23 protein-coding genes are annotated in these 22,250 nt (G+C 61.9%); 14 read left to right on the top strand and 9 right to left on the bottom strand.

The genetic code is table 11. The features are described from left to right. Window positions 1-59 precede the first annotated feature (59 nt). Window positions 60-1,424 (top strand): bifunctional diguanylate cyclase/phosphodiesterase, encoded by a 1,365-nt coding sequence (locus OIU37_RS14795; RefSeq protein WP_003545835.1) that lies wholly within the window; start codon window positions 60-62, stop codon window positions 1,422-1,424. A 71-nt stretch (window positions 1,425-1,495) separates the two neighbouring features. Here the strand turns inward: OIU37_RS14795 and OIU37_RS14790 are convergent, their stop codons facing one another. From OIU37_RS14790 to OIU37_RS14770, 5 genes are all read right to left on the bottom strand, one after another. Further along, entirely contained in the window at window positions 1,496-2,104 is a 609-nt protein-coding gene (locus OIU37_RS14790; RefSeq protein WP_171601474.1) for a PRC-barrel domain-containing protein, read from the bottom strand. A 234-nt stretch (window positions 2,105-2,338) separates the two neighbouring features. Further along, the gene (locus OIU37_RS14785) at window positions 2,339-3,226 is read right to left on the bottom strand and encodes an SMP-30/gluconolactonase/LRE family protein (protein ID WP_182210435.1); all 888 of its coding nucleotides are present in this window, start codon (window positions 3,224-3,226) and stop codon (window positions 2,339-2,341) included. Then, on the bottom strand, window positions 3,223-3,864 hold the full coding sequence (locus OIU37_RS14780; protein ID WP_264257925.1) for a 2-dehydro-3-deoxy-6-phosphogalactonate aldolase: 642 nt from the start codon (window positions 3,862-3,864) through the stop codon (window positions 3,223-3,225). Before OIU37_RS14780 ends, OIU37_RS14785 begins: the two co-directional genes overlap by 4 nt. A gap of 13 nt (window positions 3,865-3,877) precedes the next feature. Beyond that, complete coding sequence (locus OIU37_RS14775; RefSeq protein WP_264257923.1) at window positions 3,878-4,789, bottom strand: 2-dehydro-3-deoxygalactonokinase; 912 nt, start codon at window positions 4,787-4,789, stop codon at window positions 3,878-3,880. Beyond that, window positions 4,789-5,553, bottom strand: a complete 765-nt coding sequence (locus tag OIU37_RS14770; protein ID WP_372353369.1) for an SDR family NAD(P)-dependent oxidoreductase — start codon at window positions 5,551-5,553, stop codon at window positions 4,789-4,791. Before OIU37_RS14770 ends, OIU37_RS14775 begins: the two co-directional genes overlap by 1 nt. Before the next feature lie 105 nt (window positions 5,554-5,658). Here OIU37_RS14770 and OIU37_RS14765 point away from each other — a divergent pair, with 105 nt between their 5' ends. From OIU37_RS14765 to OIU37_RS14715, 11 genes are all read left to right on the top strand, one after another. Further along, a complete protein-coding gene (locus OIU37_RS14765; RefSeq protein ID WP_264257922.1) occupies window positions 5,659-6,456 on the top strand; it encodes an IclR family transcriptional regulator in 798 nt (265 codons plus the stop codon). Window positions 6,457-6,706: 250 nt separating this feature from the next. Further along, window positions 6,707-7,441, top strand: a complete 735-nt coding sequence (locus tag OIU37_RS14760; RefSeq protein ID WP_264257920.1) for a LuxR family transcriptional regulator — start codon at window positions 6,707-6,709, stop codon at window positions 7,439-7,441. A 531-nt stretch (window positions 7,442-7,972) separates the two neighbouring features. Further along, window positions 7,973-9,145, top strand: coding sequence for an Mrp/NBP35 family ATP-binding protein (locus tag OIU37_RS14755; protein ID WP_180693675.1), 1,173 nt, complete (start codon window positions 7,973-7,975; stop codon window positions 9,143-9,145). Between the two features lie 445 nt (window positions 9,146-9,590). Then, window positions 9,591-10,568, top strand: a complete 978-nt coding sequence (locus OIU37_RS14750; RefSeq protein WP_319004728.1) for a magnesium transporter CorA family protein — start codon at window positions 9,591-9,593, stop codon at window positions 10,566-10,568. Window positions 10,569-10,586: 18 nt separating this feature from the next. After that, complete coding sequence (locus OIU37_RS14745; protein WP_171601466.1) at window positions 10,587-12,485, top strand: potassium transporter Kup; 1,899 nt, start codon at window positions 10,587-10,589, stop codon at window positions 12,483-12,485. Window positions 12,486-12,818: 333 nt separating this feature from the next. Beyond that, a complete protein-coding gene (locus OIU37_RS14740) occupies window positions 12,819-14,048 on the top strand; it encodes a cell wall hydrolase (RefSeq protein ID WP_180693673.1) in 1,230 nt (409 codons plus the stop codon). A gap of 271 nt (window positions 14,049-14,319) precedes the next feature. After that, a complete protein-coding gene (locus tag OIU37_RS14735) occupies window positions 14,320-14,658 on the top strand; it encodes an AtpZ/AtpI family protein (protein WP_012756239.1) in 339 nt (112 codons plus the stop codon). Window positions 14,659-14,720: 62 nt separating this feature from the next. After that, on the top strand, window positions 14,721-15,473 hold the full coding sequence (locus tag OIU37_RS14730; protein WP_064651444.1) for a F0F1 ATP synthase subunit A: 753 nt from the start codon (window positions 14,721-14,723) through the stop codon (window positions 15,471-15,473). 67 nt (window positions 15,474-15,540) lie between these two features. Then, complete coding sequence (locus OIU37_RS14725; protein WP_003545854.1) at window positions 15,541-15,768, top strand: F0F1 ATP synthase subunit C; 228 nt, start codon at window positions 15,541-15,543, stop codon at window positions 15,766-15,768. Window positions 15,769-15,845: 77 nt separating this feature from the next. Beyond that, a complete protein-coding gene (locus tag OIU37_RS14720) occupies window positions 15,846-16,469 on the top strand; it encodes a F0F1 ATP synthase subunit B (protein ID WP_065282341.1) in 624 nt (207 codons plus the stop codon). A 3-nt stretch (window positions 16,470-16,472) separates the two neighbouring features. Further along, window positions 16,473-16,964, top strand: a complete 492-nt coding sequence (locus tag OIU37_RS14715; protein WP_171601464.1) for a F0F1 ATP synthase subunit B — start codon at window positions 16,473-16,475, stop codon at window positions 16,962-16,964. A gap of 357 nt (window positions 16,965-17,321) precedes the next feature. Here OIU37_RS14715 and OIU37_RS14710 read toward each other — a convergent pair whose 3' ends face one another. Together OIU37_RS14710 and OIU37_RS14705 are read right to left on the bottom strand one after the other, a co-directional pair. Continuing rightward, entirely contained in the window at window positions 17,322-18,011 is a 690-nt protein-coding gene (locus OIU37_RS14710; protein WP_168311404.1) for a ribonuclease HII, read from the bottom strand. Window positions 18,012-18,235: 224 nt separating this feature from the next. Further along, complete coding sequence (locus tag OIU37_RS14705) at window positions 18,236-19,393, bottom strand: PA0069 family radical SAM protein (protein WP_168311403.1); 1,158 nt, start codon at window positions 19,391-19,393, stop codon at window positions 18,236-18,238. Window positions 19,394-19,532: 139 nt separating this feature from the next. On the opposite strand from OIU37_RS14705, the gene OIU37_RS14700 reads away from it, so the two are divergent. After that, window positions 19,533-20,051: a glycosyltransferase family 2 protein gene (locus OIU37_RS14700; protein WP_171602156.1), complete on the top strand. Its 519-nt coding sequence runs from the start codon at window positions 19,533-19,535 to the stop codon at window positions 20,049-20,051. A 388-nt stretch (window positions 20,052-20,439) separates the two neighbouring features. Then, the gene (locus OIU37_RS14695) at window positions 20,440-20,775 is read left to right on the top strand and encodes a hypothetical protein (RefSeq protein WP_171601463.1); all 336 of its coding nucleotides are present in this window, start codon (window positions 20,440-20,442) and stop codon (window positions 20,773-20,775) included. Between the two features lie 22 nt (window positions 20,776-20,797). On the opposite strand, the gene moaB is transcribed toward OIU37_RS14695, so the two are convergent. Together moaB and OIU37_RS14685 are read right to left on the bottom strand one after the other, a co-directional pair. Beyond that, window positions 20,798-21,349, bottom strand: coding sequence for a molybdenum cofactor biosynthesis protein B (gene moaB / locus OIU37_RS14690; protein WP_020048682.1), 552 nt, complete (start codon window positions 21,347-21,349; stop codon window positions 20,798-20,800). Continuing rightward, on the bottom strand, window positions 21,349-22,245 hold the full coding sequence (locus tag OIU37_RS14685; protein WP_264257878.1) for a 4-(cytidine 5'-diphospho)-2-C-methyl-D-erythritol kinase: 897 nt from the start codon (window positions 22,243-22,245) through the stop codon (window positions 21,349-21,351). The genes moaB and OIU37_RS14685 overlap by 1 nt, the downstream gene beginning before the upstream one ends. Window positions 22,246-22,250 lie beyond the last annotated feature (5 nt).

Here is a 22,250-nt window from a genome sequence, read left to right as displayed (position 1 = left end):
AATTGTTAAGACCTGCCGGTCATTCTTCTGCATGGCTCCGGAGGAAAGCTCGGGTTTGGATGATGAAATCGGCGGATATAGCTTTCTTGACCGTCGGTCAGAATGAGCTTCAGGCGATGGCCTATACCGATCCGCTGACCGGATTGGGCAACCGCAATCGCATGCGGGACAAGGTCTTGCAGATCTCCGCTGAGCGCGCCAGCGATCCGGCCCCCTTCACCATCGGCATCGTCAACCTGGATAGTTTCAAGCCGATCAACGATCTGTTCGGCTCGACAGCCGGCGATGAAATCCTCTGCCAGGTCGCCCATCGTCTCAGGGCCTGCATTCCTGACGGCGCGCTGGTCACCCGCCACGATGGCGACGAATTCGCCTTCGTATTGCCGTTGATCTTCGAGCGGGCGAGTGCCGAGAAATTCGGCCAGATGATCCGCGAGGTGCTGTCGGCGCCTTATGACCTCGGTGACCGCAACGTCCGTCTCTCCGCTTCCCTCGGCTTTTCCATCTATCCCTTTGCCGGAGAGGATTGCGAGGAACTGCTGAAGAGCGCCGAAACCGCCCTCTATCGCTCCAAGCGCCGCGGCCGCGGCCAAATCACCGTCTATTCGCGCGAGATCGCCCAGGAAATGAAGCGCGCAACGCAGCTGGAGCAGGCGCTCAGAAACGCCATCATCTCCGACGCGATCGACGTGCATTTCCAGCCGATCGTCTCGCTGTCCAACAACCAGGTCGTCGGCTTCGAGGCGCTCGCCCGCTGGAACGATCCCGATCTCGGCTTTGTATCGCCCGGCGTCTTCGTGCCGCTCGCCGAGGAGCGCGGCTTCATCGATGCACTGTCGGAGGCGTTGCTGCGCAAAGCCGCGGAAGCCGCACTTTCCTGGCCGCGCGAACTCTTCCTATCGTTCAATCTCTCCTCGGCCCAGCTGATGGATCCGGGCACGAGCAGCAGCGTCCTGTCGATCCTCGGCCGCGTCGGCTTCGATCCGCATCGCCTGGAGCTGGAGATCACCGAGACCGCGGTGATGAGTTCGGCCGATACCGCTCACCGCATCATCGCCGATCTGCGCGCCGCCGGTGTACGCATCTCGCTCGACGATTTCGGCACCGGCCAATCGAGCCTTGGGCGCTTGCGCGACTTCATCTTCGACAAGATCAAGATCGACCGCGCCTTCGTCTCGCGCATCAATTCCGATCGTGCCTCCGAACACATCATCAAGGCGATCCTGACCATGTGCGAGGGCTTGGAGCTGGAAGTCGTGGCGGAAGGCATCGAAGATTATGCCGAGGCGGTGAAATTACGCACGCTCGGCTGCGGCATGGGCCAAGGCTATCACTTCGGCCGTCCGGCCGACGGTATCGCCACGCTGCGCTTCCTGCACGAAAACTATTACGACCCGACCATGGCGGAGCGGGCCAGCGCATAAGGCGATGGCGCCTCATAAAGCAATGGCGCCCCTAGGAGCGCCATCGCCTACGCTATACTACCGCGCACGGATTACTTGGGCGTGGTCGAGCCGGTTGCCGTGGTATCGGTACCGGTGGCAGCCGGAGCCTTTTCGGCCGACTGCATTGCCAGCGTCTTGAACTCAGGTGCGGCCTTCAGCGATTCAGCCGTTTCACTGGTCGTCAGCTTGACGCTGCCGTCCTGGGTGTTCTGGGCGACGGTGATCTTTTCCATCGGCACAGCGACGTTCTTTTCACCGATGCCGAGGAAGCCGCCGACGCCAACGATTGCAGCAACCATGCCGCCGTCCTTCTTGAGGATCAGGTCGTTGACGCTGCCGATGCTTTCATTGTTGCCGTTATAGACCGACTGGCCGATATAGGTATTGGCGCTGACCTGATCCGGAGACTGTTCCGTCAGATAGCCGGCCTGAGCCGTGTCTGCCGTCGGGGCCGGGGCGGGCGCCTGTGCGGCATCGCCTGCAGGCTTGGTGACGTCAGGGGTGATCGGCGGCTTCGGGGCTGCCGGATCGGCGGGAGCTGCCTGTGTCGGGGCGGCGGGGTCCGCAGGCTGCGGCGCCGTCTGCGAGAATGCCGCCGGTGCGAAAGCCGTGGCAAACAGTGCGCCAGCGGCAACGGTCGTCAGGAGTTTGCGTGTCATTTCGAACCTACCTTCGTTTTTCCCTAGAGTGATCGCTGACCCGGCAACACCTGTTTCTCAGGTCACGTTGCCGCGTCGGTTCGAAAGGAGAATGGCTGGTGGCGCGATTGGTTCCGGTTGAAAACACGGAAAATTTCTCGATTCTCACGGAACATTTATCGAAGGGCTGCCGCCAAAACGAGAAAAAGGCGCCCCGATGGGGGAGCGCCTCTGATCGCCGCTGGCAAGCAAAAATCAGATCACATAGACGGGATCGAACACGCCTTTGACGTCGATGCCGAGTTCCAGCAGCGCACCGGCGCTCGGCTGGGCCGAACGGGCATCCTCGTCGAGCCCTTCCCAGGCGGTCGTCACCGCCAGGCGGTCGGCATTGACGCCGATGAAGGCGGGGCAGGAGGGCTGGACGGCGGGAACCTTGTAGCGCGAGATGCGCAGGCCGTCCGGACTGTAGCGGTCGACGACGCCGGCGCCCCAGCGCGCATTCCACAGATAGCCGTCGGCATCGACCACCGAGCCGTCGATGTCGCCGGGGTCGTCCATGCTGTCGACGAGCACGATCGGTTCGCCCGAGGGCAGGCCGGTCTGCGGATCGACCATGACGCGCATCAGCCGGTTGATGCGGGAATCCGTAAAGTAGCCGATGGTGCCGTCCGGCGAGAAGCAGATCGAATTCGGGATGCTGATGCCGTTGAAGATCTTCGTCACCTTGCCGCTGGCGACATGATAGATGGCGCCGGCCTGGTTTTCCGCCCGCTTGCTCATCGTGCCGATCCAGAGCGCGCCGGAAGGATGCGTGCGGCCGTCGTTCGAACGGTTTTCCGGCCTGTCGTTTTCGAGCGCGGCGTAGAAGGTGAGGTTGCCGCTCGCCACATCGCGCACGAAAAGCCCTTCTTCCGTCGCGATCAGCTGCCGCCCGGCGTCGATGCGGGCAAGCACGCTCGCCATCACAGGCAGCGGATGCACCTTTTTCTCGCCCGTCGAAAGATTGAGCTCGTGCAGTTCCTTGCCAAGGATGTTGAACCACCAGACGGTGTTGCTGTCCGGATCATAGGTCGGGCCTTCACCGAGAACGGAATTGGTATTGCAAAGTGTTTTGCCCTCGAACTCATAAATATCGGTCATACGTTCACGCTCCCAATGGCTGCATCATAGGCGTAAATGGTCGCCTTGGCGCGCTCGGCAACCTCTGACGCAGTCATTCCTGGCTTGTAGATGCTGGTGCCGAGGCCGAAGGCGAAGATGCCGGCCTTGGTATAATCGCCGAAATTCTTGTCCGAGACACCGCCGACCGCGGCAATCGTCAGTTCCGGCGGCAGGATGGCCCGGATCGCGGTGATGCCGGAAGGGCCGAGCACGCTGGCCGGAAAGAATTTGAGACCGGTGGCGCCGGCGCGTGCCGCGGCCAGCGCCTCGGTCGGCGTGAAGACGCCCGGCATCGTCACCATGCCGTATTCGCGCGCCCGGATGATCACCTCGGGCTCGACATTCGGCGTGACCAGCAGCGTGCCGCCGGCCGCATGCAGGCTGTCGACCGCCTCGACGCTCAGCACCGTGCCGGCGCCGATCAGCACGTCTGCCGGCGCCATCTTCGCGGCGATCTCGATGGATTTGAACGGCTTCGGCGAATTGAGCGGGATCTCGATCGCTGTCAGGCCATTGTCGATCAAGGCACCGACGACGCTTTCGGTCTCATCAGGCCTAATACCGCGAAGGATGGCGATCAGCGGGCGCTTCATGTGGGGGAAGGGGATACGGTTCATCGTGTCAGCTTTCTCAATTCGGCCAGATGGCTTCGGCGGCGGCCGAAAGCCCGCGGCGCACGGCGGCGTCGGCGTCGATGGCGGTGAAGGCAAGGGAGAGGGTTTTGAAGGCCTGTTCGTAGAGCGCCTGCAGGCGCCCGGAGGCGACGAGGGTGATGCCGGTGGCCGCGTCCTGCAGCGCCCCGGCGATTTCGAGGCCGATCAGCGTGCCGGAAAGCCGGGCTTGCGCGGCGGCGGCCGAGATCCCGTGCAGGAGCTGTCCTGAGCGGGCGGCAAAGAGCAGGTTGGAAGCAAGGGCCGGGCGTGCGAAAGCGGCCGCGACCGCCGCCTCGAAGGCTGCCGCATCCGCCGGCTGCTCTTCTGCGCCGGCAACGGCGTGCGAAAGGATCGTGTGTTTGCTGATGACGTCGAAAAGCTCGCCGGTCATGAAGGTCGAAAAGCCGGTGACCTTGCTGTCCGTCACATGCACCCATTTCGAATGCGTGCCGGGCATGCAGACTGCCTGCGCCCCGGAGCTTGCGCGGCCGAGTGCGCCGATAAGCTGGGTCTCCTCGCCGCGCATGACGTCGGGCGTTGCGATGTCCCGCTGGGCAAGGCCTGGCAGGATACGAATGTCGCGGCTTTCCCCGGGTACGGAGACGGCCCCGGTCAGGATCGAAGCGAGCGGCGCCGGCACATCGATATAACCGGCCTCGACCCAACCCTGCCGCGCGCCGGCCATGCCGCAGACGATCACCGGCAGGTTTTCCGGCGCCTCGATGGCGGCGAGATGGCCGGCAAGCACGGCGGAAAAGCCGGTCTTTGCGGCGCTCGTCATGCCTTCGCCGCTGCGGCGCTCGGCAAGGACGGTGCCGTCCCTGCCGATCAGCCAGAGCCGAAAGCTGCTGGTGCCCCAGTCCACCGCGACATAAGCTGGATTTGCCATTACAGAACGCCTCCATCGACAATCAGGGACTGGGCGGTCATCGCCGATGCACAGTCGGATGCAAGAAACAGGCAGGGACCGACGATCGCATCGGGTTTGAGCGCGACCTTCAGGCACTGGTCCTCGACCGAGCGCGCAATGCTCTCCTCGGTGAGCCAGTGCTGCATCTGCCGCTCGGTGACGACCATGCCGGGCAGGATGCAGTTGACCCGGATGTTCTCCGGCCCGAGCCTGCCCGCCAGGCTCTTCGTCAGCCCGACGACCGCAGCCTTGGCTGCCGCATAGGCGGGAAAACCGCCCATGTTCAGCTTGAAGGCGATTGACGACATATTGATGATCGCCCCGCCGCCGGCCGTCCGCATCGACGGCACGACTGCCTGCGAGGTGAAGAACACATGTTTGAGGTTGACCGCCTGATTGTTGTCCCAATAGGCCTCGGTCACCGCGTCGAATTCATGGCGGTCGTCCCAGGCGGCATTGTTGACCAGCACCCGGATCGGCCCCGAGCTGGCAGTGACGGTATCGACCGTGTGCCGGATCGCCGCGATGTCGCGCAGGTCGCCATGGTAAAAGGAGACCGGATGCGCCGTCTCCCGCGATAGCCTTTCGGCAAGTTCGCGGCCGGCGGCCTCGGCGATATCGATGAACGAGACCTTGGCGCCCTGGCGCGCGAAACCTTCGACGATCGCAGCACCTATCCCCGATCCGCCGCCGGTCACCAGCACGGCTCGTTCTTTGAACTCGGGAAATTGTGCTGCCATCATGGTCACCGTCGCCTCCCGACTTGATTGTTCCATTATTTGGAACCTAATTTGACTATATGGAATTATCGAATTACACTGCCCTTTCTGTCAAGGGCGGACGAGGCGATGAATTCAAACGGCGAAAGCACGGCACAGGCACGCGAGACCGGCACGCTCGGCAAACTGATGGTTCTGCTCGATCTCGTCACCCATGCCGATGCGCCGTTGCGGTTCACCGATATCCTAGCCCTTGCCGGCCAGCCGCGCGGCACGCTGCATCGCCAGCTCACCCACCTGGTGGAGGAGGGGCTGCTCGAGCTCGATGGCGACGGCCGTTATGCGCCCGGCCTGCGCCTTCTCGATTTCGCCGCGCGCAGCTGGGCGCGCAACGAATTTCGCCTGATTGCCGAACCGCACCTCAGAGATCTGCAGCAGGCGACCGGCGAAACGGTGCATCTCGGCGTCCTCAGGGGGCAGTCGATCATCTATCTCGACAAGGTCGAAGGCCGTCAGCCGGTGCGCATGTATTCGCAGATCGGCAATGCCTCGCCCTGTTATTGCACCGGCGTCGGCAAGGCCGCCCTTTCGCTGCTGCCGGCCGAAAACCTCGTCGATCTGCTTGCCGGCCTGAGCTTCACCAGCTTTACCGCCTCGACCCATGTCTCTGCCGAAACGCTGCTTGCTGAAATCCGCGAGATTGCCGATCAGGGCTATGCCTTCGACCGCGAAGAACATGAGGCCGGCATTCGCTGCGTTGCCGCGCCCGTCTGGTCGGAGGATCGGACCTTCATGGGGGGCATTTCGATTACCGGCCCGGCCTATCGCTTGTCGATGGAACTTCTGCACCAATGGGTCGTTCCGGTTCAACTGGCGGCTGTCAGGATCATGGAAGGCATGCGCGTCCGTCTCGGTCCGCGCCGCTGACGGAAAAATCGCCATCGGCTACTGCTGGACGTAGTCGCAGAGCATACTTATGATAAGCGCGATATTGAGATTTTTCGGCGAATCACCACAACTAGAACGGTCCGCGAAATCTACAACCAGCCGGCCGAACGCTCAACGCTCAAGCCGATTTCAACCAGCGATCGTCGTTCTCCGATGCAATCGAAACCCCCATGGTGGGCAGGTTTCGCGAATGGTTTGCCGGCCGCTGTGCCGAAGATGAAGAAATGTGATGGCACCCTTGTCGCAGACATCCACGGAAGAAGACGACTATGTTCAGGAAATAGCGGGCCTGAAGACCCAGTTCGATATTTTCCGTTTCATGAAACGCGTGACGGAAGCCTATCGCAGCCGTGCCTTCATGGTTCTCAACCTGCCGCCGATCACCTCCTTCGATCTTCAGGGCAGCACTGTCATCACCAGCTGGCCGGCCGAGCTTCTGGCGCTCTACGACCAGGAAGGCTTGTTGGTGAACAGCCCGGTCCTCAGGCGGCTCAGAACATCCGCGCGGCCCTTCTTCTACGACATGTCGCGGCAGAACTGGTCGCGGGACGACGGCAAGTCCATTCTCGTCGCCTCCCTGTTCGAGCGTTTCAAGATGATGCGCTGCGCCTATTTCCCGACGCATGAGCCCTCCGGCCTGCGCGGCGCCGTCTCTTTCGCCGGCGACCGCGAGCCCTTCAGCCCGGCGGAAATGCGCGAGCTCTGCTACATCGCCATCCATGTCTTCGACAGGCTCGCCGAGATCCGCAACCTCGATACGCGCATGACGGACACGCTGACCGACCGCGAGATCGATTGCCTCAACTGGACGGCGGCCGGCAAGACCAGCGCCGAAATCGCCGAAATCCTGACGCTGTCCGAGCATACGGTCAATCACTACCTCAACCGCGCCACCAAGAAGCTCGACACGGTCAACCGCACTCAGGCGGTCGCCAAGGCGTTGCGCATCGGCCTGATCAAATAAGTTGCAAAAAACAACCGACGGCTTTCGAAGTCGCCCAGCGCGTAGGCATATCTTTCCCGCCGAGGGGCTGTCGCAAACGCTTTTGCGCTGTTTTTACTAATTTTCCATCTGGCACGCTTTCTGCATCTCTTGTGCGAGAGGTCCAGAGGGGACTTTGAGACCAGCGCCAGGAAATGGCGCGGCCGACACACCGCTGCCCGACGCCGATGCCGCTTCTCTCCCGGCTCTTCGGTGTCGGCGGCGGTTGTTGCGTTTTGGCACCGCTTCTTTCCCGGCTGTCTGCGATTTCGTCTTCCTCGTTCACTTTTCGCTGGTCTTTTTTTCGGCTTGCTCTAGTTCGCCCCGGATTGCGCCGGTTCTCGGGGACCGTTGCGGCCATCAGGGCGAAAGCCCGGCGGACTTGATGGCCGCAACGGATTGCCAAGTCTCCCCGGCGCTCTTTTGGCGCGCCGGATTTTCCTCCCGATGATTTTGTTTGGCGAAGGCTTCCGTCTCCACTATTTGTGATCTGCAAGAAGCAGTGAGGGTGGAATGGCCGACGTCACCAAGGAACAGGTTCTCGAAACGCTGAAGACCGTGCGGGGACCGGATCTCGAGCACGATATCGTCGAGCTCGGCATGGTCTCCGATGTCTTCATCTCCGACGGCAAGGTTTATTTCTCCATCACCGTCCCGGCCGATCGCGCCAAGGAGCTGGAGCCGATGCGGCTCGCCGCCGAGCGGGTCATCAAGGAAATGCCGGGCGTCAAGGGCGCCCTCGTCACGCTGACTGCCGACAAGAAGGCGGCGGCGGCCGCTCCGGCGGCCCGGCCGAACCCGCCTCACGGCCATGCCGGCCACGATCACCAACATGATCATGCGGGCCACGCCCACGCTCCTCAACAGCCGCAGCGCGCCGGCAAGATCGGCGTGCCCGGCATCGGCGCCATCATCGCCGTCGCCTCGGGCAAGGGTGGGGTCGGCAAATCGACCACCGCCGTCAATCTCGCACTCGGCCTGCTCGCCAACGGTCTTCGTGTCGGCATTCTCGATGCCGATATATATGGTCCCTCGATGCCGCGGCTCTTAAAGATATCCGGCCGCCCGACGCAGATCGACGGCCGCATCATCAATCCGATGGAGAATTATGGCCTCAAGGTCATGTCGATGGGTTTCCTTGTCGACGAGGAGACGGCAATGATCTGGCGCGGGCCGATGGTCCAGTCGGCGCTGTTGCAGATGCTGCGCGAAGTCGCCTGGGGCGAGCTCGACGTTCTCGTCGTCGATATGCCGCCCGGCACCGGCGACGCCCAATTGACCATGGCCCAGCAGGTGCCGCTTGCCGGCGCCGTCATCGTCTCGACGCCACAGGATCTCGCGCTGATCGATGCCCGCAAGGGTCTCAACATGTTTCGTAAGGTCGAGGTGCCGGTGCTCGGCATCGTCGAGAATATGAGCTATTTCATCGCCCCGGATACCGGCACCCGCTACGACATCTTCGGCCATGGCGGCGCCCGCAAGGAGGCAGAGCGCATCGGCGTGCCCTTCCTCGGCGAAGTGCCGCTGACGATGAATATTCGCGAAACCTCCGACGCCGGCACGCCGCTCGTCGCCTCCGAGCCGAACGGCGTCGTCGCCGGCATCTATCGCGGCATCGCCGCCAAGGTCTGGGAACAGATCGCCGGCCAGTCCCAGCGTCCGGCACCGACAATCGTCTTCGAATAATGCATGCCGCCCGGAAGTGTGCAACGGTTCCGGGATAACGGCATGCAGAAACAAATGCATGTCGCCCGGAAGTGTGAAGCGGTTCCGGGATAGCGGCATGCATAAACAAGAAGCTGAAGCGCATCGCATGGATCAGCTGCAATGCGCGGCACGTTAGAGGGCGCCGAATCGCCGCGGCGGATACCCCTAATTGTGGGGGAAACGTGGTGAAAAGCCGCGTTTCACGGAAGATGTCTTGATTATTTCACGGCTTTGCTTCATATGCCGCGGCGCCATGATGGCATTTTGCTGCAGATGCTCAGTGACGGCTGTCTTCGTTTCGAAGAAGCCGGCCCGCCTGCAAGTTCGGAGTTGTCTTGTCGATCGAAGGGTTGGGAACTGCGATGCGGTTGAGCACAACGCGCATGCCGGCCTTTAGGGTTGGATGCAGCCGGAGAGACGACCGGTGATTACCGCTTACTGTTCCAATTGCAGGTCGGTCGAGATTCGCGATCTGTCGCACGCCGCGTCCTTTCCCGAGGATGTCGTCTGGATCGACATGATCGAGCCGACCCGCGATGAGGAACTCTATGTGGAGAAGGTTCTCGGCATCGAGGTCCCGACCCGCGACGACCTCAAGGATATCGAGCCTTCCGCCCGTCTCTATGTCGAAAACGACGCCGTCTTCATGACCGCCTCGCTGCTCTGGAAGGCTGACACCGACGTGCCGACGCTGACAGATGTCGCTTTCATCCTGGCTGGAAATCGCCTGGTCACCATTCGCTACGCCCATCCCAAATCCTTTGCACTGTTCATCGCCGCTCTCCACCGGCTGCCGGAAAACTGGCGCAGCGGCGCTGCCCTTCTCGCCAAGCTCTTGGAGACGATCGTTGACCGCACCGCCGAGATCCTCGAGATCTCCGTCTCGCGCATCGACATCTTGTCGATGCATGTCTTCGGCGACCGGGCAAGGAAAGTGCGCAAGCCCTCGAACTACCTCGAGGAGAAGTTGCGCGATATTGCCGGCCATCACCGGATGATCAGCAAGGTGCGTGACAGTCTCGGTTCGCTTGCCCGCCTACTGACGTTCTTTCACACGATCCCGGCGATCCAGCAGGACCGTGAGGCGAAGGAGCTCTGCCGCACTGTTTCCCGCGATATCCAGTCGCTGTCGGAGCATGCTTCCTTCGTCGCCGCCAACATCACCTTCCTGCTCGATGCTTCGCTCGGGCTGATCAACATCGAGCAGAACTCAATCATCAAGATTTTCTCGATTGCCTCAGTGGTATTCTTGCCGCCGACATTGGTCGCCTCCGTCTATGGTATGAACTTTCAGGTCATGCCGGAACTCACCTGGGCCGCGGGTTATCCCTATTCGCTGGCCCTGATGGTGTTATCCGCCGTCATTCCTTTTTTCTTTTTCCGCTGGAAAGGCTGGCTCTGAGGAGCCTGTTGAAACTTCATGTCCGAAGATAGCCATCCGAACGAACGCCATATGACGCCGAAAAAGCTGTTCTATCTCGGGCTAGGTTCCGTCGGAGTCGTCTACGGCGATATCGGCACCAGCCCGCTCTATGCCTTTCGCGAGGCACTGAAGCCGGTGGCCCATGACGGCGTCACCCGTTTCGAAGTCATCAGCCTGATCTCGCTGATGATCTGGGCGCTGACGATCATCGTTACGATCAAATATGTGCTCTTCCTGCTGCGCGCCGACAATGACGGCGAGGGTGGCACGCTGTCGCTGCTTGCCCTGCTGATGAAGACCGCCAACGGCCACACCGCCATTCTGATGCTGCTCGGCCTGATGGGTGCTGCCCTCTTTCTCGGCGATGCGATGATCACGCCGGCTCTATCCGTGCTGTCGGCCGTCGAGGGTCTGAAGCTTGTCACACCCAGCTTCGCGGAATATATCGTGCCGATCTCGGTGGTGATCCTGGCGCTGCTCTTCGTCGTGCAATCGCGGGGCACCGGCGCCGTCGCGAAGTTCTTCGGCCCGATCACCGCCGTCTGGTTCCTCGTCATGGCTGCCGCCGGCATTTCCCATATCTCGGACGATTACGGCATCCTTGCCGCCTTCAATCCCTATTATGCCGTCGCCTTCCTGCTGCATGAGGGCTTTTACGGCGTCGTCGTGCTCGGCGCCGTCTTCCTGACGGTGACGGGCGCCGAGGCGCTCTATGCCGATCTCGGCCATTTCGGCCGCCGCCCGATCCAGTGGGCCTGGTTCCTGCTGGTTTTCCCGGCGCTGACGCTGAACTATCTCGGGCAGGGGGCGCTTGTTCTCGGCAATCCGATGACGATGTCCGATCCCTTCTATCTGATGTATCCGAAATGGGCTCTGCTGCCCGTCGTCATACTGGCGACCGCCGCAACGATCATCGCCAGCCAGGCGGTCATCACCGGCGCTTTCTCGATGGTGCGCCAAGGCATCAACCTCGGCTTCCTGCCGCGCATGGAAATCCTCTTCACCTCGGAAACCAATACCGGGCAGATCTTCGTACCTTCGGTCAACGCCGTGCTGTTCATCGGCGTCATCTTCCTAGTCTTGAGTTTCAAGACTTCGGACGCGCTGGCGACCGCCTATGGCATCTCCGTCACCGGCGCCATGGTCGTCACCTCGATCATGGCCTTCGAATTCGTCCGCGCCCGCTGGAACTGGTCGCTTCCCGTTGCTGTGATCGCGCTCGCGCCGCTGGTCGTGCTCGAATTGATCTTCCTCGGCGCCAACCTTTTGAAGATCCACGACGGCGGCTATATCCCGATTCTGATCGCCACCGCCTTTACCGTCGTCATGTGGACCTGGCGTCGCGGCACCGCGATCCTGATGGAAAAGACCCGCCACACCGATATTCCGCTCGCCTCCTTCGTCAGCTCGATCGAGCGCAAGAGCGAACATTCGCCGGCCCAGGTTCCGGGCACCGCGATCTTCCTGACCAGCGATCCGGAGTCCGCTCCCGCCGCGCTTCTGCACAATCTCAAGCACAATCATGTACTTCATGACCGCAACGTCATCCTGACGATCCGCACGGTCAACAAACCGCGCGTGCCAAGCCACGACCGCTACAGGGTCGAGCAGATTTCCGAGCGTTTCTCCCGCGTCGAACTGCTCTTCGGCTTCATGGAATCGCAGAACGTCTCGCAGGCCTTGGCGACATTGCGCAAGACAGGACTGAAGTTCGACATCATGTCGACCTCCTTCTATCTCGGCCGCCGCAAGCTGGTGCCGGACGCCAAGTCGGGCATGCCCTACTGGCAGGACAGGCTCTACATTGCGCTTGCCAACGCCGCCGCCAACCCTTCGGATTACTTCCGCCTGCCGGCCAACCGCGTGGTGGAGCTCGGCTCGCACGTTATTATTTGATGGGTGGGGCGAAATTGCTGATGCGGGTGCTTTGAATGGCCCCCCTTCCGCCGCCTCGTCCTCCGTCATGCTCGGCCTTGAGCCGAGCATCCACACGGCACCCACCAGCAGCTGTGGCATGGGTCCTCGGCTCAAGGCCGAGGACGACGGAGATCGGGGAATCGTTCCCCTCGAACTCGCCCTAGGGAGCCAGGCCAACAGGTATAGGGCCAGGAGGAGCGCATCCGCCCTAGCTGGACGAAATTATCCCCAACATTAGAACATCCAAAAGTTCTCATGGGCACATTTCGGCACAGCTGTTAACCGGACATCAAGGTTAATGCGGGATTTTCAATGGAATGTTCCCGCGTTCCATGCCCGGAGTCCGTGTTGCGTCGAAAGAGCCCTTCCCGTAGCAAGCTGCGTCTTATTCCCGAGAATTGGGTGTCGCCCGCAATCTTCGGTCTCGCCGGCTGGCTGATCTTCCCGAGCGTCGCATCCCATGCCGATCTCGCCGCTATGCTCACCGGCCTCGATCATGAGGGGGAGAACTGGCGCATGGTGCTGACCAATTCGCCGGCCGGCTCTATCCACCAGGCCGAACTCGCCTTCTCCGAGCCGATGGTGACGGGTTCGATCTCCGCCGGCGCCGGCATGGTGCTGCCCGATGGCCGCAAGGTCGCTTTTACCGCTAAAGACAAAGGCACTGCCAAGGATAGGGGCCACGAGGACACGCCGGACGAGGATCGCGTCAACCGCGGCAGCAAGAAAGGCCGCGTCGTCGCCGTCGAGAAGATGCAGCCGCCGAAGGATTTTTCCGCCGGCTCGATCCTCGAGCGCACGAAGATGCTCTTCACCCCGAGCTTTGATCTCAAGGACAGGTCGGCCTTCGTCAAACCGAAGATCCAGGGCAAGGAAATCGAGATCGCCACATCTTTCTATAAGACGCAACCGGTGGTGACCGATAATGGCGTGCCGGCGATGCTCGCAAGCCTCGTCACCAGCAGCAAGGCCGATGTGCTGGCCACCGCCTATGGGCCGGCAGCACCCGACTATGCCCGCCAATCGCCGTTCGATTCGATCCTGACCGAGCAGGACAGCGGCCGCTTCGTTCCGGAGATCGGTCCGCGCGACCATGCTTGGGCCGCAAGCATATTGGCGCCGAGCGTCTTTTCAGCCCGCGAACAGCAGTGCCTTGCCTCCGGCATCTATTTCGAGGCGCGCGGAGAATCGGTGAAGGGGCAGGCGGCCGTCGCCCAGGTCATCCTCAACCGCGTCCGCAACCCTTCCTATCCGAAGACCATCTGCGGCGTCGTCTATCAGAACGAGGATTGGCGCAACCGCTGCCAGTTTTCCTTCGCCTGCGACAGCATCAAGGACAGGGTGAATTCGGAATATCACTGGAGAGTCGCCCGCGACGTGGCGATGGCGGTGACATCAGGCAAGATCTGGCTGCCACAGGTGGGTTCGGCGACGCATTACCATGCCGTTTATGTTCGCCCGAAATGGGCAAAGACCATGGAAAAGGTCGGCCGCATCGGTCTTCACGTCTTCTATCGCACCTATGGCGGCGGCTGGAGCTGAGATAAATCGCCGGGGCAAGCCGATTTCCGGCCCGGAAAAGCGGATTCTTTCCGTCGAATTTGCGCGATCGATCCAGAGTCGATTTATCTCTTTGATTTGATGGAATTATTTTCTCGCTGGACAGATGCTGTCTACGCCTTGACTATGCTAATCCCTAAAACTATGTTGCGCGCGACTTCAGAACGGGCCGGAAGGGTCTCAACCTTCGCGTCCGGGGTCCGAATGACCGGGGTAGCGGGAGTGCGGGCGACGGGCAGGCGAGGAGAGATCCATGGCGGACGACCGCGAGGAAAGTCTAGAAAAGCGCCGTGCGCAATTGGGAGCAAAACTCGCGACCAAGGGCGTCGAGACGGGAGAAGACGAGGCTAGGGAAGCCCGCGCCGAGGTAAGCCGCAAAGGTTATGCCCAGGCGATGAAGCTTTCCAGCGAGTTCATTTCCGCAATCGTCGTCGGTGCTCTCCTTGGCTATCTCCTCGACCGTTTTGTTGGCACGGCGCCTTGGGGTTTGATTGTTCTTCTGCTTCTTGGATTTTGTGCCGGCGTTCTGAACGTGCTGCGTTCTGCGGGGGTGGTGGCCCATCCCCTGGACGACAAAGACGACAAGAAATAAGGACCGGTCCCGGTCCAGTGCAATGACCCCGCGTCCTGCGGGCCAAAGAGAGAGAACAAGCGGTGTCTAACGATCCGACTCATCAGTTCCTGATCCAGAAGATTGTGCCGATCGAAATCGGCGGAATTGATTTTTCGTTCACCAATGCATCGCTCTTCATGGCCGTTTCGGCTGCCGCTGCTGCAGGCTTCCTCTATTTCGCGACCTCGAACCGCGCCATCGTGCCGGGCCGTTCGCAGTCGGTTGCGGAAATGTCCTATGAATTCATCGCCAACATGCTGAAGGAAGGCGCGGGCAAGCAGGGAATGAAGTTCTTCCCGCTGGTCTTTTCGCTCTTCATGTTCGTCCTGACGGCGAACCTGCTCGGCATGTTCCCGTATTTCTTCACGGTGACGAGCCAGATCATCGTCACCTTCGCCCTTGCCCTGCTCGTCATTGGCACGGTTCTCGTCTACGGTTTCTATAAGCACGGCTTCCACTTCCTGAATGTCTTCGTGCCTTCGGGCGTGCCGGGCCTTCTGCTGCCGCTAGTCATCGCGATCGAAATCATCTCCTTCCTGTCGCGTCCGATTTCACTCTCGGTTCGTCTCTTCGCCAACATGCTCGCCGGCCACATCACGCTCAAAGTGTTCGCAGGCTTCGTCGCCTCGCTCGGAACCATGGGTGCTCTCGGTATCGGCGGCGCCGTTCTTCCCCTCATCATGACCGTCGCCCTGACCGGTCTCGAGTTCCTCGTCGCCTTCCTTCAGGCTTACGTCTTTGCGGTGCTGACTTGCATGTACCTCAACGATGCAATCCATCCGGGCGGGCACTAAGGATAACGACATCGACGTCAAAGGGCGTCAGTCATTCGCCGCAACAACCATTTCAAAGGAGTTCAACATGGAAGCGGAAGCAGCAAAGTACATCGGTGCAGGCCTGGCTTGCTTTGGTATGGCCGGTACGGCTCTCGGCCTCGGCAATATTTTCGGCAGCTACCTCTCCGGCGCACTGCGCAATCCGTCTGCCGCTGACAGCCAGTTCGGCCGTCTGGTATTCGGCTTCGCCGTTACGGAAGCTCTGGGCATCTTCTCGCTGCTCGTCGCTCTCCTCCTCCTCTTCGCCGTCTGATATCGGCGAATAGATGGATCACGGCCTGCGACCGCAAGCCGTGATCCTTTGCATTTGCAGTCCACCTGGAGGTGAGCATGTTTTTTGTGACCCCGGCTTACGCTGAGGAAGCACCGGCGGCAGCGACGGGTACGGATGCGCACGCCGCTCCGGCCGCAGGCGAGGTCCATACCGAGACTGGTGTTGCCGAAGGCGAACACGCCCGCGGCCCTTTCCCGCCTTTCGATTCGACGACCTTCGCGTCCCAGCTGCTCTGGCTGGTGATCACGTTCGGCGTCTTCTATTTGCTCATGCAAAAGGTCATCGCGCCGCGCATCGGGGCCATCCTCGATCAGCGTCACACGCGCATCTCCCAGGATCTGGAAGAAGCAGGCCGCCTGAAGGGCGAAGCCGACGCCGCCGTCCAGACCTATGAAGGTGAACTGGCCGCTGCCCGCGCCAAATCCAACGCGATCGGCTCTGCCGCACGCGACGCCGCCAAGGCCAAGGCCGAAGAGGAACGCCGCGCTGTCGAGGCGAGCCTTTCGGAAAAGATCAAGGCTGCCGAGCTGCGTATCGGCGAGATCAAGGCCAAGGCCTTCGCCGACGTCGGCACCATTGCCGAGGAAACGGCGGCTGCGGTGGTCGATCAGCTGATCGGCGGTACCGTTGCCAAGGCCGATGTCGCCGCCGCCGTCGCGGCTGCCAAGAAGGAGGCTTGATCGATGGAATTTGCCTTTGACGCGACTTTCTTCGCCTTTGTCGGCCTCGTCCTCTTCCTGGCGCTGGTCGTTTACCTGAAGGTTCCGGGCATGTTGGCACGGTCGCTCGACGATCGCGCCGACCAGATCCGCAACGAATTGGCCGAAGCCAAGCGCCTGCGTGAGGAGGCCCAGCACCTGCTCGCCGAATACCAGCGCAAGCGCAAGGAAGCGGAAGCCGAAGCGGCCCACATCGTTGCCGCCGCCGAGCGCGAAGCCGAAATGCTGACCACTGAGGCGAAGAAGAAGACGGAAGAATTCGTCGCCAACCGCACGGCGCTGTCCGAGCAGAAGATCAAGCAGGCCGAGGTCGAGGCGATGAAGGCGGTACGTTCCGCCGCCGTCGATCTCGCAATCGCGGCCGCCGAAACCGTGCTTGCCAAGCGGGCCGACGCCAAGGTCCAGTCCGAGCTCTTCGGCACTGCCGTCGGCCAGGTCAAGACACGGCTGAACTGAGCAATTTCGAAAAGATTGAGAGCGAAGGCCGGGCATGTCCCGGCCTTTGGTTTTTGGCAAAGCTCTTTTTTCGCAGCCTCTACCTCAAACGCCGGAACGGCTGAGAACGAGGCGTGACGCCGCCACTTGTCTCTTCTCCCCAGCGGGGAGAAGTGCCGGCAGGCGGATGAGGGGGCCACACGGTACAGCATTCATTCCCTTCGCTTTCGCTCAGCACAACAACAAATGTTCTGCCGTGAGGCCCCCTCATCCGACCCTTCGGGCCACCTTCTCCCCGCTGGGGAGAAGAGGGAGCAAGACGCGCCGACTTCCTAACCTGGCCGTTGCGTTTGGCATGCCGGTCTCCTGAAAAGCGCACTACTCAGAAAGCAGCTCGTCCGTCTCGGGACCATCCTCGGTCTTGCGCAACGGCCTGAAGCTCATCCGGTGCAGCGAACAGGGGCCGTGCCTCTCAATGCCGGCGCGGTGCTGCGCCGTGCCGTAGCCCACATGCGCGGCAAAACCGTAATCCGGAAATACACGATGGGCCCGCGCCATCATCCGGTCGCGTGTCACCTTGGCGACGATCGAGGCGGCGGCGATGGAGACCGAGCGGGCATCACCCTTGACCACGGCCTGTCCGGGGCAATCGAGGCCGGGCGGCACGTCGAGCCCGTCGGTCAGCACATAGCTGGCCGGAATGGCGAGGCTGCATATGGCGCGGCGCATGGCGTCGAGGCTTGCCTTGCGGATATCCGTCTCGTCGATGCGCGTCGAGCTCGAGGAGGCGATGGAAACGGTCGCGGTCGCCAGAATCTGCACGAACAGTTCCTCGCGCCGTTGCGCCGAAAGCTGCTTGGAATCGTTCAGACCCTCGGGGATGCGCTTTGGATCGAGGATGACGGCGGCAGCGACGACCGGTCCCGCCAGCGGCCCACGGCCAGCCTCATCGGCGCCGGCGACCGGCCAATGGCCGGCCTTGCGGGCTTTGAGCTCGAGTTTGAAATCCGGCACGAGCGGTGCCGTGTCGAAAAGCAGGGGAGAATCGGGTGGCGTGCGAGGTTTCATGCGGCTGAACCTCGCACGCCAACCCGATTTCCCGCAAGTCCCCGGATCAGGGCGGCGGCCGGGGACCGGTCCGGCGGATGGTGGCGGTCAGGGCCATCCGCGGGAATTGCGCTCGGAGCTCGAAAACAGGGCGGTTTTATCGAGAAGCCGATGCGCAAGCTTGAAGCAATTCCAGGAAAAGTGCGAAGCGGTTTTCCGTCCGGAATTGCGTAAAAAACAAAAGGCTAGAGCAGCGACAGCTGCACGCCGCTGCCGTCCGGCGGCACGAACAGGTCGTCGCGCAACGGCACGCTGCGGCGCGTCAGGCCGAAACGTCGGGCGGCCATCTCAAAGCGCCTTGCGATCTGCCAGGCATAGGGACCGGCGCCCTTCATGCGCTTGCCGAATTCGGCATCATAATCCTTGCCGCCGCGCATCGAGCGCACCAGCGACATCACGTGCCGGTAACGATCGGGATAATGCTGCAGCAGCCAGTCGCGAAACAGCGGGCTGACCTCGAGCGGCAGCCTGAGGATGACATAGCTCGCCTCGGCGGCGCCGGCAGCCTTGGCCGATTCGAGGATGCGCTCCAGCTCGTGGTCGTTCAGCGCCGGGATGAGCGGTGCGGCCATGACAGCCGTCTGGATGCCTGCTTCGGCAAGGGTGTGGATCGTCTCCAGCCGCCGCGGCGGTGTGGCGGCACGCGGCTCCATCGTCCGGGCAAGCTTGCGATCCAGCGTGGTCACCGAGATGCCGACGCGCACCAGGTTCTTAGCTGCCATCTCCTGCAAAATGTCGAGATCACGCAGGATCATCGCCGACTTGGTGACGATCGATACCGGATGGTTCGCCTTGTTCAACACCTCGAGAATGCCGCGCATGATGCGCCATTCCTTCTCGATCGGCTGATAGGGATCGGTATTGGTGCCGATCGCGATCACCCGCACCTTGTAGCCGGGCTTGGCGAGTTCCCGCTCCAGCAGTTTTGCCGCATCGGGCTTGGCAAAGAGCTTCGTCTCGAAATCGAGCCCTGCAGAAAGGCCCATATAGGCGTGTGTCGGCCGGGCGAAACAATAGATGCAGCCATGCTCGCAGCCGCGATAGGGATTGATCGAGCGGTCGAAGGAAAGGTCCGGCGATTCGTTGCGGGTGATGGCCGTGCGCGGCTTCTCGACCTGTACTTCGGTCTTGAAGGGCGGCAGCTCTTCCCACGTCTGCCAGCCATCGTCGACGGTCTCGCGCTGCTGTGCTTCGAACCGACCTGTCGGGTTCAGTCCCGCCCCACGTCCACGCCGCCGGTCGACCTCGACTCTCAGACCGGAGGACACGATCATCGCATCGGCAATATCTGCCGTATTGGCAGGCGCGAATGCGGCCTGCCCTGCCAGGGACTGCTCTCTCATCGGATTCTCCCGCGGCGGAAAGCCATCGCCTCCGCCCGTTTTGCTGATTAAATTCCTATCCGCAAAACGAGAACAATGCAAGAACAAAATGAGGAAAACGGCGCTGGCAAAAATTTGTGCGGCGCATTATAAATGGTCAATGTTGACGGTTGTTCTCGAATGTCAGGATCAGGAATCTGAGCTGGCACAGACATTATCGGTATTGGTGGCAGGCGCGGTGGAGGGGCTGGTGAGCGACGTGGTCGTACTCGATCACGGCTCGCGCGACGGCACCTCGCGGGTCGCCGACGCCGCGGGCTGCCGCTTCCATTCGCAATGGGATATCAAGGACATCGTCCGCTCCGCCCGCGGTGAATGGCTGCTCTTCGTCGAGCCGGGCGCGAGACCACAGGCCGGCTGGATCGATGAAATCGCCGAATACGTCGCACTGAACAAACTGCCGGCGCGCTTCACCGCTTCGCGCGGCTATCGGCGCCCGTTCTTCCAGCGTGTCGGCCGGGCCGTGCCGCCGCTGGAGCTTGGTTTGCTGATGCCGAAGAAGCTGGCGCTCGCCACCGCCAAAAGCGGGATGGCTCTTACGGAATTCGTCAAAGGCCAGAAGCCGCGCAAGCTCGCGAGCGAACTCATTCCGTCCTGGGTCGCCCGCGCCGCACGCTAAGCAATTCCGCTCTTCGTCATCCTGCCTTCGCGCCAATGGCAGCCCCTCACCCTAACCCTCTCCCCGTAAAAAACGGGGAGAGGGGACGTGCCAAACGCAGCGTCGAGATTGAGGGAAGCAGGTGCGGCATGTCCCTTCGCCCCGTTTACGGGGAGAAGGTGGCGGCAGCCGGATGAGGGGCGGGTCGCCGAACCTCGGAGGAGTATCATGCTCCTCCCGTCATCGCGCAAAAGATGGCGCCCAATAGGATTTCGCGCTATAATTAGTGCATGGCGCCGTCGAAGCGCCGCGCTTCGCAACGGAATGGCCATGAAATGCCGGTGAACGGCAGAACAGGTCAGCGAAAAATCTCCTCTTCTGCCGGGTACCCGGCGAAAGGAGGTGCGTCATGACACGCGGTAGGATCTACGGCGTACGCAGTATGATCTACGGCCTCATGGCCGTCATATTGCCGACATTGGTGATCGCGCATCCGCATTCGGCAGCATCGCAGATGATGCGCAGTTGCGCAGGCCGACCCGAAATCGTCAATTTCCTGGACAAGAACTTCGCCGAAAAGCTCACGGCAGTCGGACTGATCAACCAGAACGCCATTCTCGAGGTCTATGCCGCCGAAAGCGGCACTTGGACCCTCATCGTCACGGATGTTCACGGCATAAGCTGCGTCCTGCTGTCGGGTGACAGCTGGGACACGATGCCCGTCCTGCCGGGCCTTGCGACATAAGAATGCCGCTGTTGCAGGCAGTCTATTTTGTCGCGCCGCGTTTCAGGTGCTCGTCCAGACGCGGCATGATCTCGACGAAATTGCACGGCGCGCTGCGATAGTCGAGCTGTCCTTTCAGAATGCCGTCCCAGGCATCCCGGCAGGCGCCGGGCGAACCCGGCAGCACGAAGATGAACGTGGCGTTGGCAACACCTGCCGTGGCGCGCGATTGAATCGTCGCCGTGCCGATCTTCTCGTAGGAGATGCGGTGGAAGATGGCGGAAAAGCCGTCCATCCGCTTTTCGAACAAAGGCTCCAGCGCCTCTGGCGTCACATCGCGGCCGGTAAAGCCGGTGCCGCCTGTGGTGATGACGACGTCTATGTCTTGGTTCTCAGTCCAGGCCTTCACCCGCGCGGCGATCTTTTCGCGATCATCGGGCACGATCCCCCGGTCGACCAGCCTGTGCCCCGCCTCCGTGATCCGCGCCGCCAGCGTGTCGCCTGACTTGTCCGTTTCCGGCGTGCGTGTATCCGAGATCGTGAGAACCGCAATGCCGACCGCGATGAAGGGCCGCTTTTCGTCCAGACCTGCCATCATGCGCCTCCCGAAACCGTTTCCGTCGCCTGGAAATACCAGTCCGGCCGCTCGCCGTGAAGAGTTGTCACCGCCTCTTGCGCAGCGGCCATAGTAGTAAAGATGCCAAAACAGGTGGCGCCGGAGCCGGACATGCGGGTGAGCAGGGCGCCGCGGGCCTGCAGCATTGCCGAGATCGCCGAAATCTCGGGCACGAGTTCGCGCGCCGGCGGCTCCAGGTCGTTGCGGGCGATGCCGATCGCCGCGAGCCAGTCGGCAGTCCCAGCGAGATTTGAAGCCAGTTTCAGAGGCGGATTGTTCTTCGCGGGCAGCCGCCGGAAAACTTCCGGCGTCGAGACGCCTTTCAGCGGATTGGCGAGCACAATGGCAAAGGCCGGCAGTTCCGGCACAGCTTCGATTTGTTCGCCGATGCCGCGGGCAATCAGCGGCCGGCTCTCCAGGCACATCGGCACATCGGCGCCGAGCTTCAGCGAGAGCGTAGCAAGCGCTTCCACCGGCAGGCTCATGCCCCAGAGCCGCATCAGGCCGCGCAGGGTCGCCGCTGCATCGGCCGAGCCGCCGCCGATGCCGGAGGCGATCGGCAGGTTCTTTTGCAGGTGGATATGGACAGGGAAGGCGAGGGCGCCGACCGCTTCGCGCAGCAGATCGCGCGCCCGCAGCACCAGGTTGGTGCCGCCATCGTCGGCAAGCGTTTCGCCGAAGCGGCCAGACAGGGTGAACGTGTCGGCCTGCGAAGGCAGGAAGCCCAGCCGGTCGCCGCAATCGGCGAAGGTCACCAGCATGTCGAGCAGATGATAACCATCTGCCCGCTGGCCCGTCACATGCAGGGCGAGGTTGATCTTCGCGCGCGCCTCTTCGGTGACGCCGAAAGCCTCGGCCAAGCCCCCTTCAGGCATATTGT

Origin of the sequence: Rhizobium sp. BT-226 (assembly GCF_025847085.2) — a bacterium.
Classification (GTDB): Bacteria; Pseudomonadota; Alphaproteobacteria; order Rhizobiales; family Rhizobiaceae; genus Rhizobium; species Rhizobium sophorae.
This window is presented reverse-complemented; position numbering and strand designations above follow the sequence as displayed.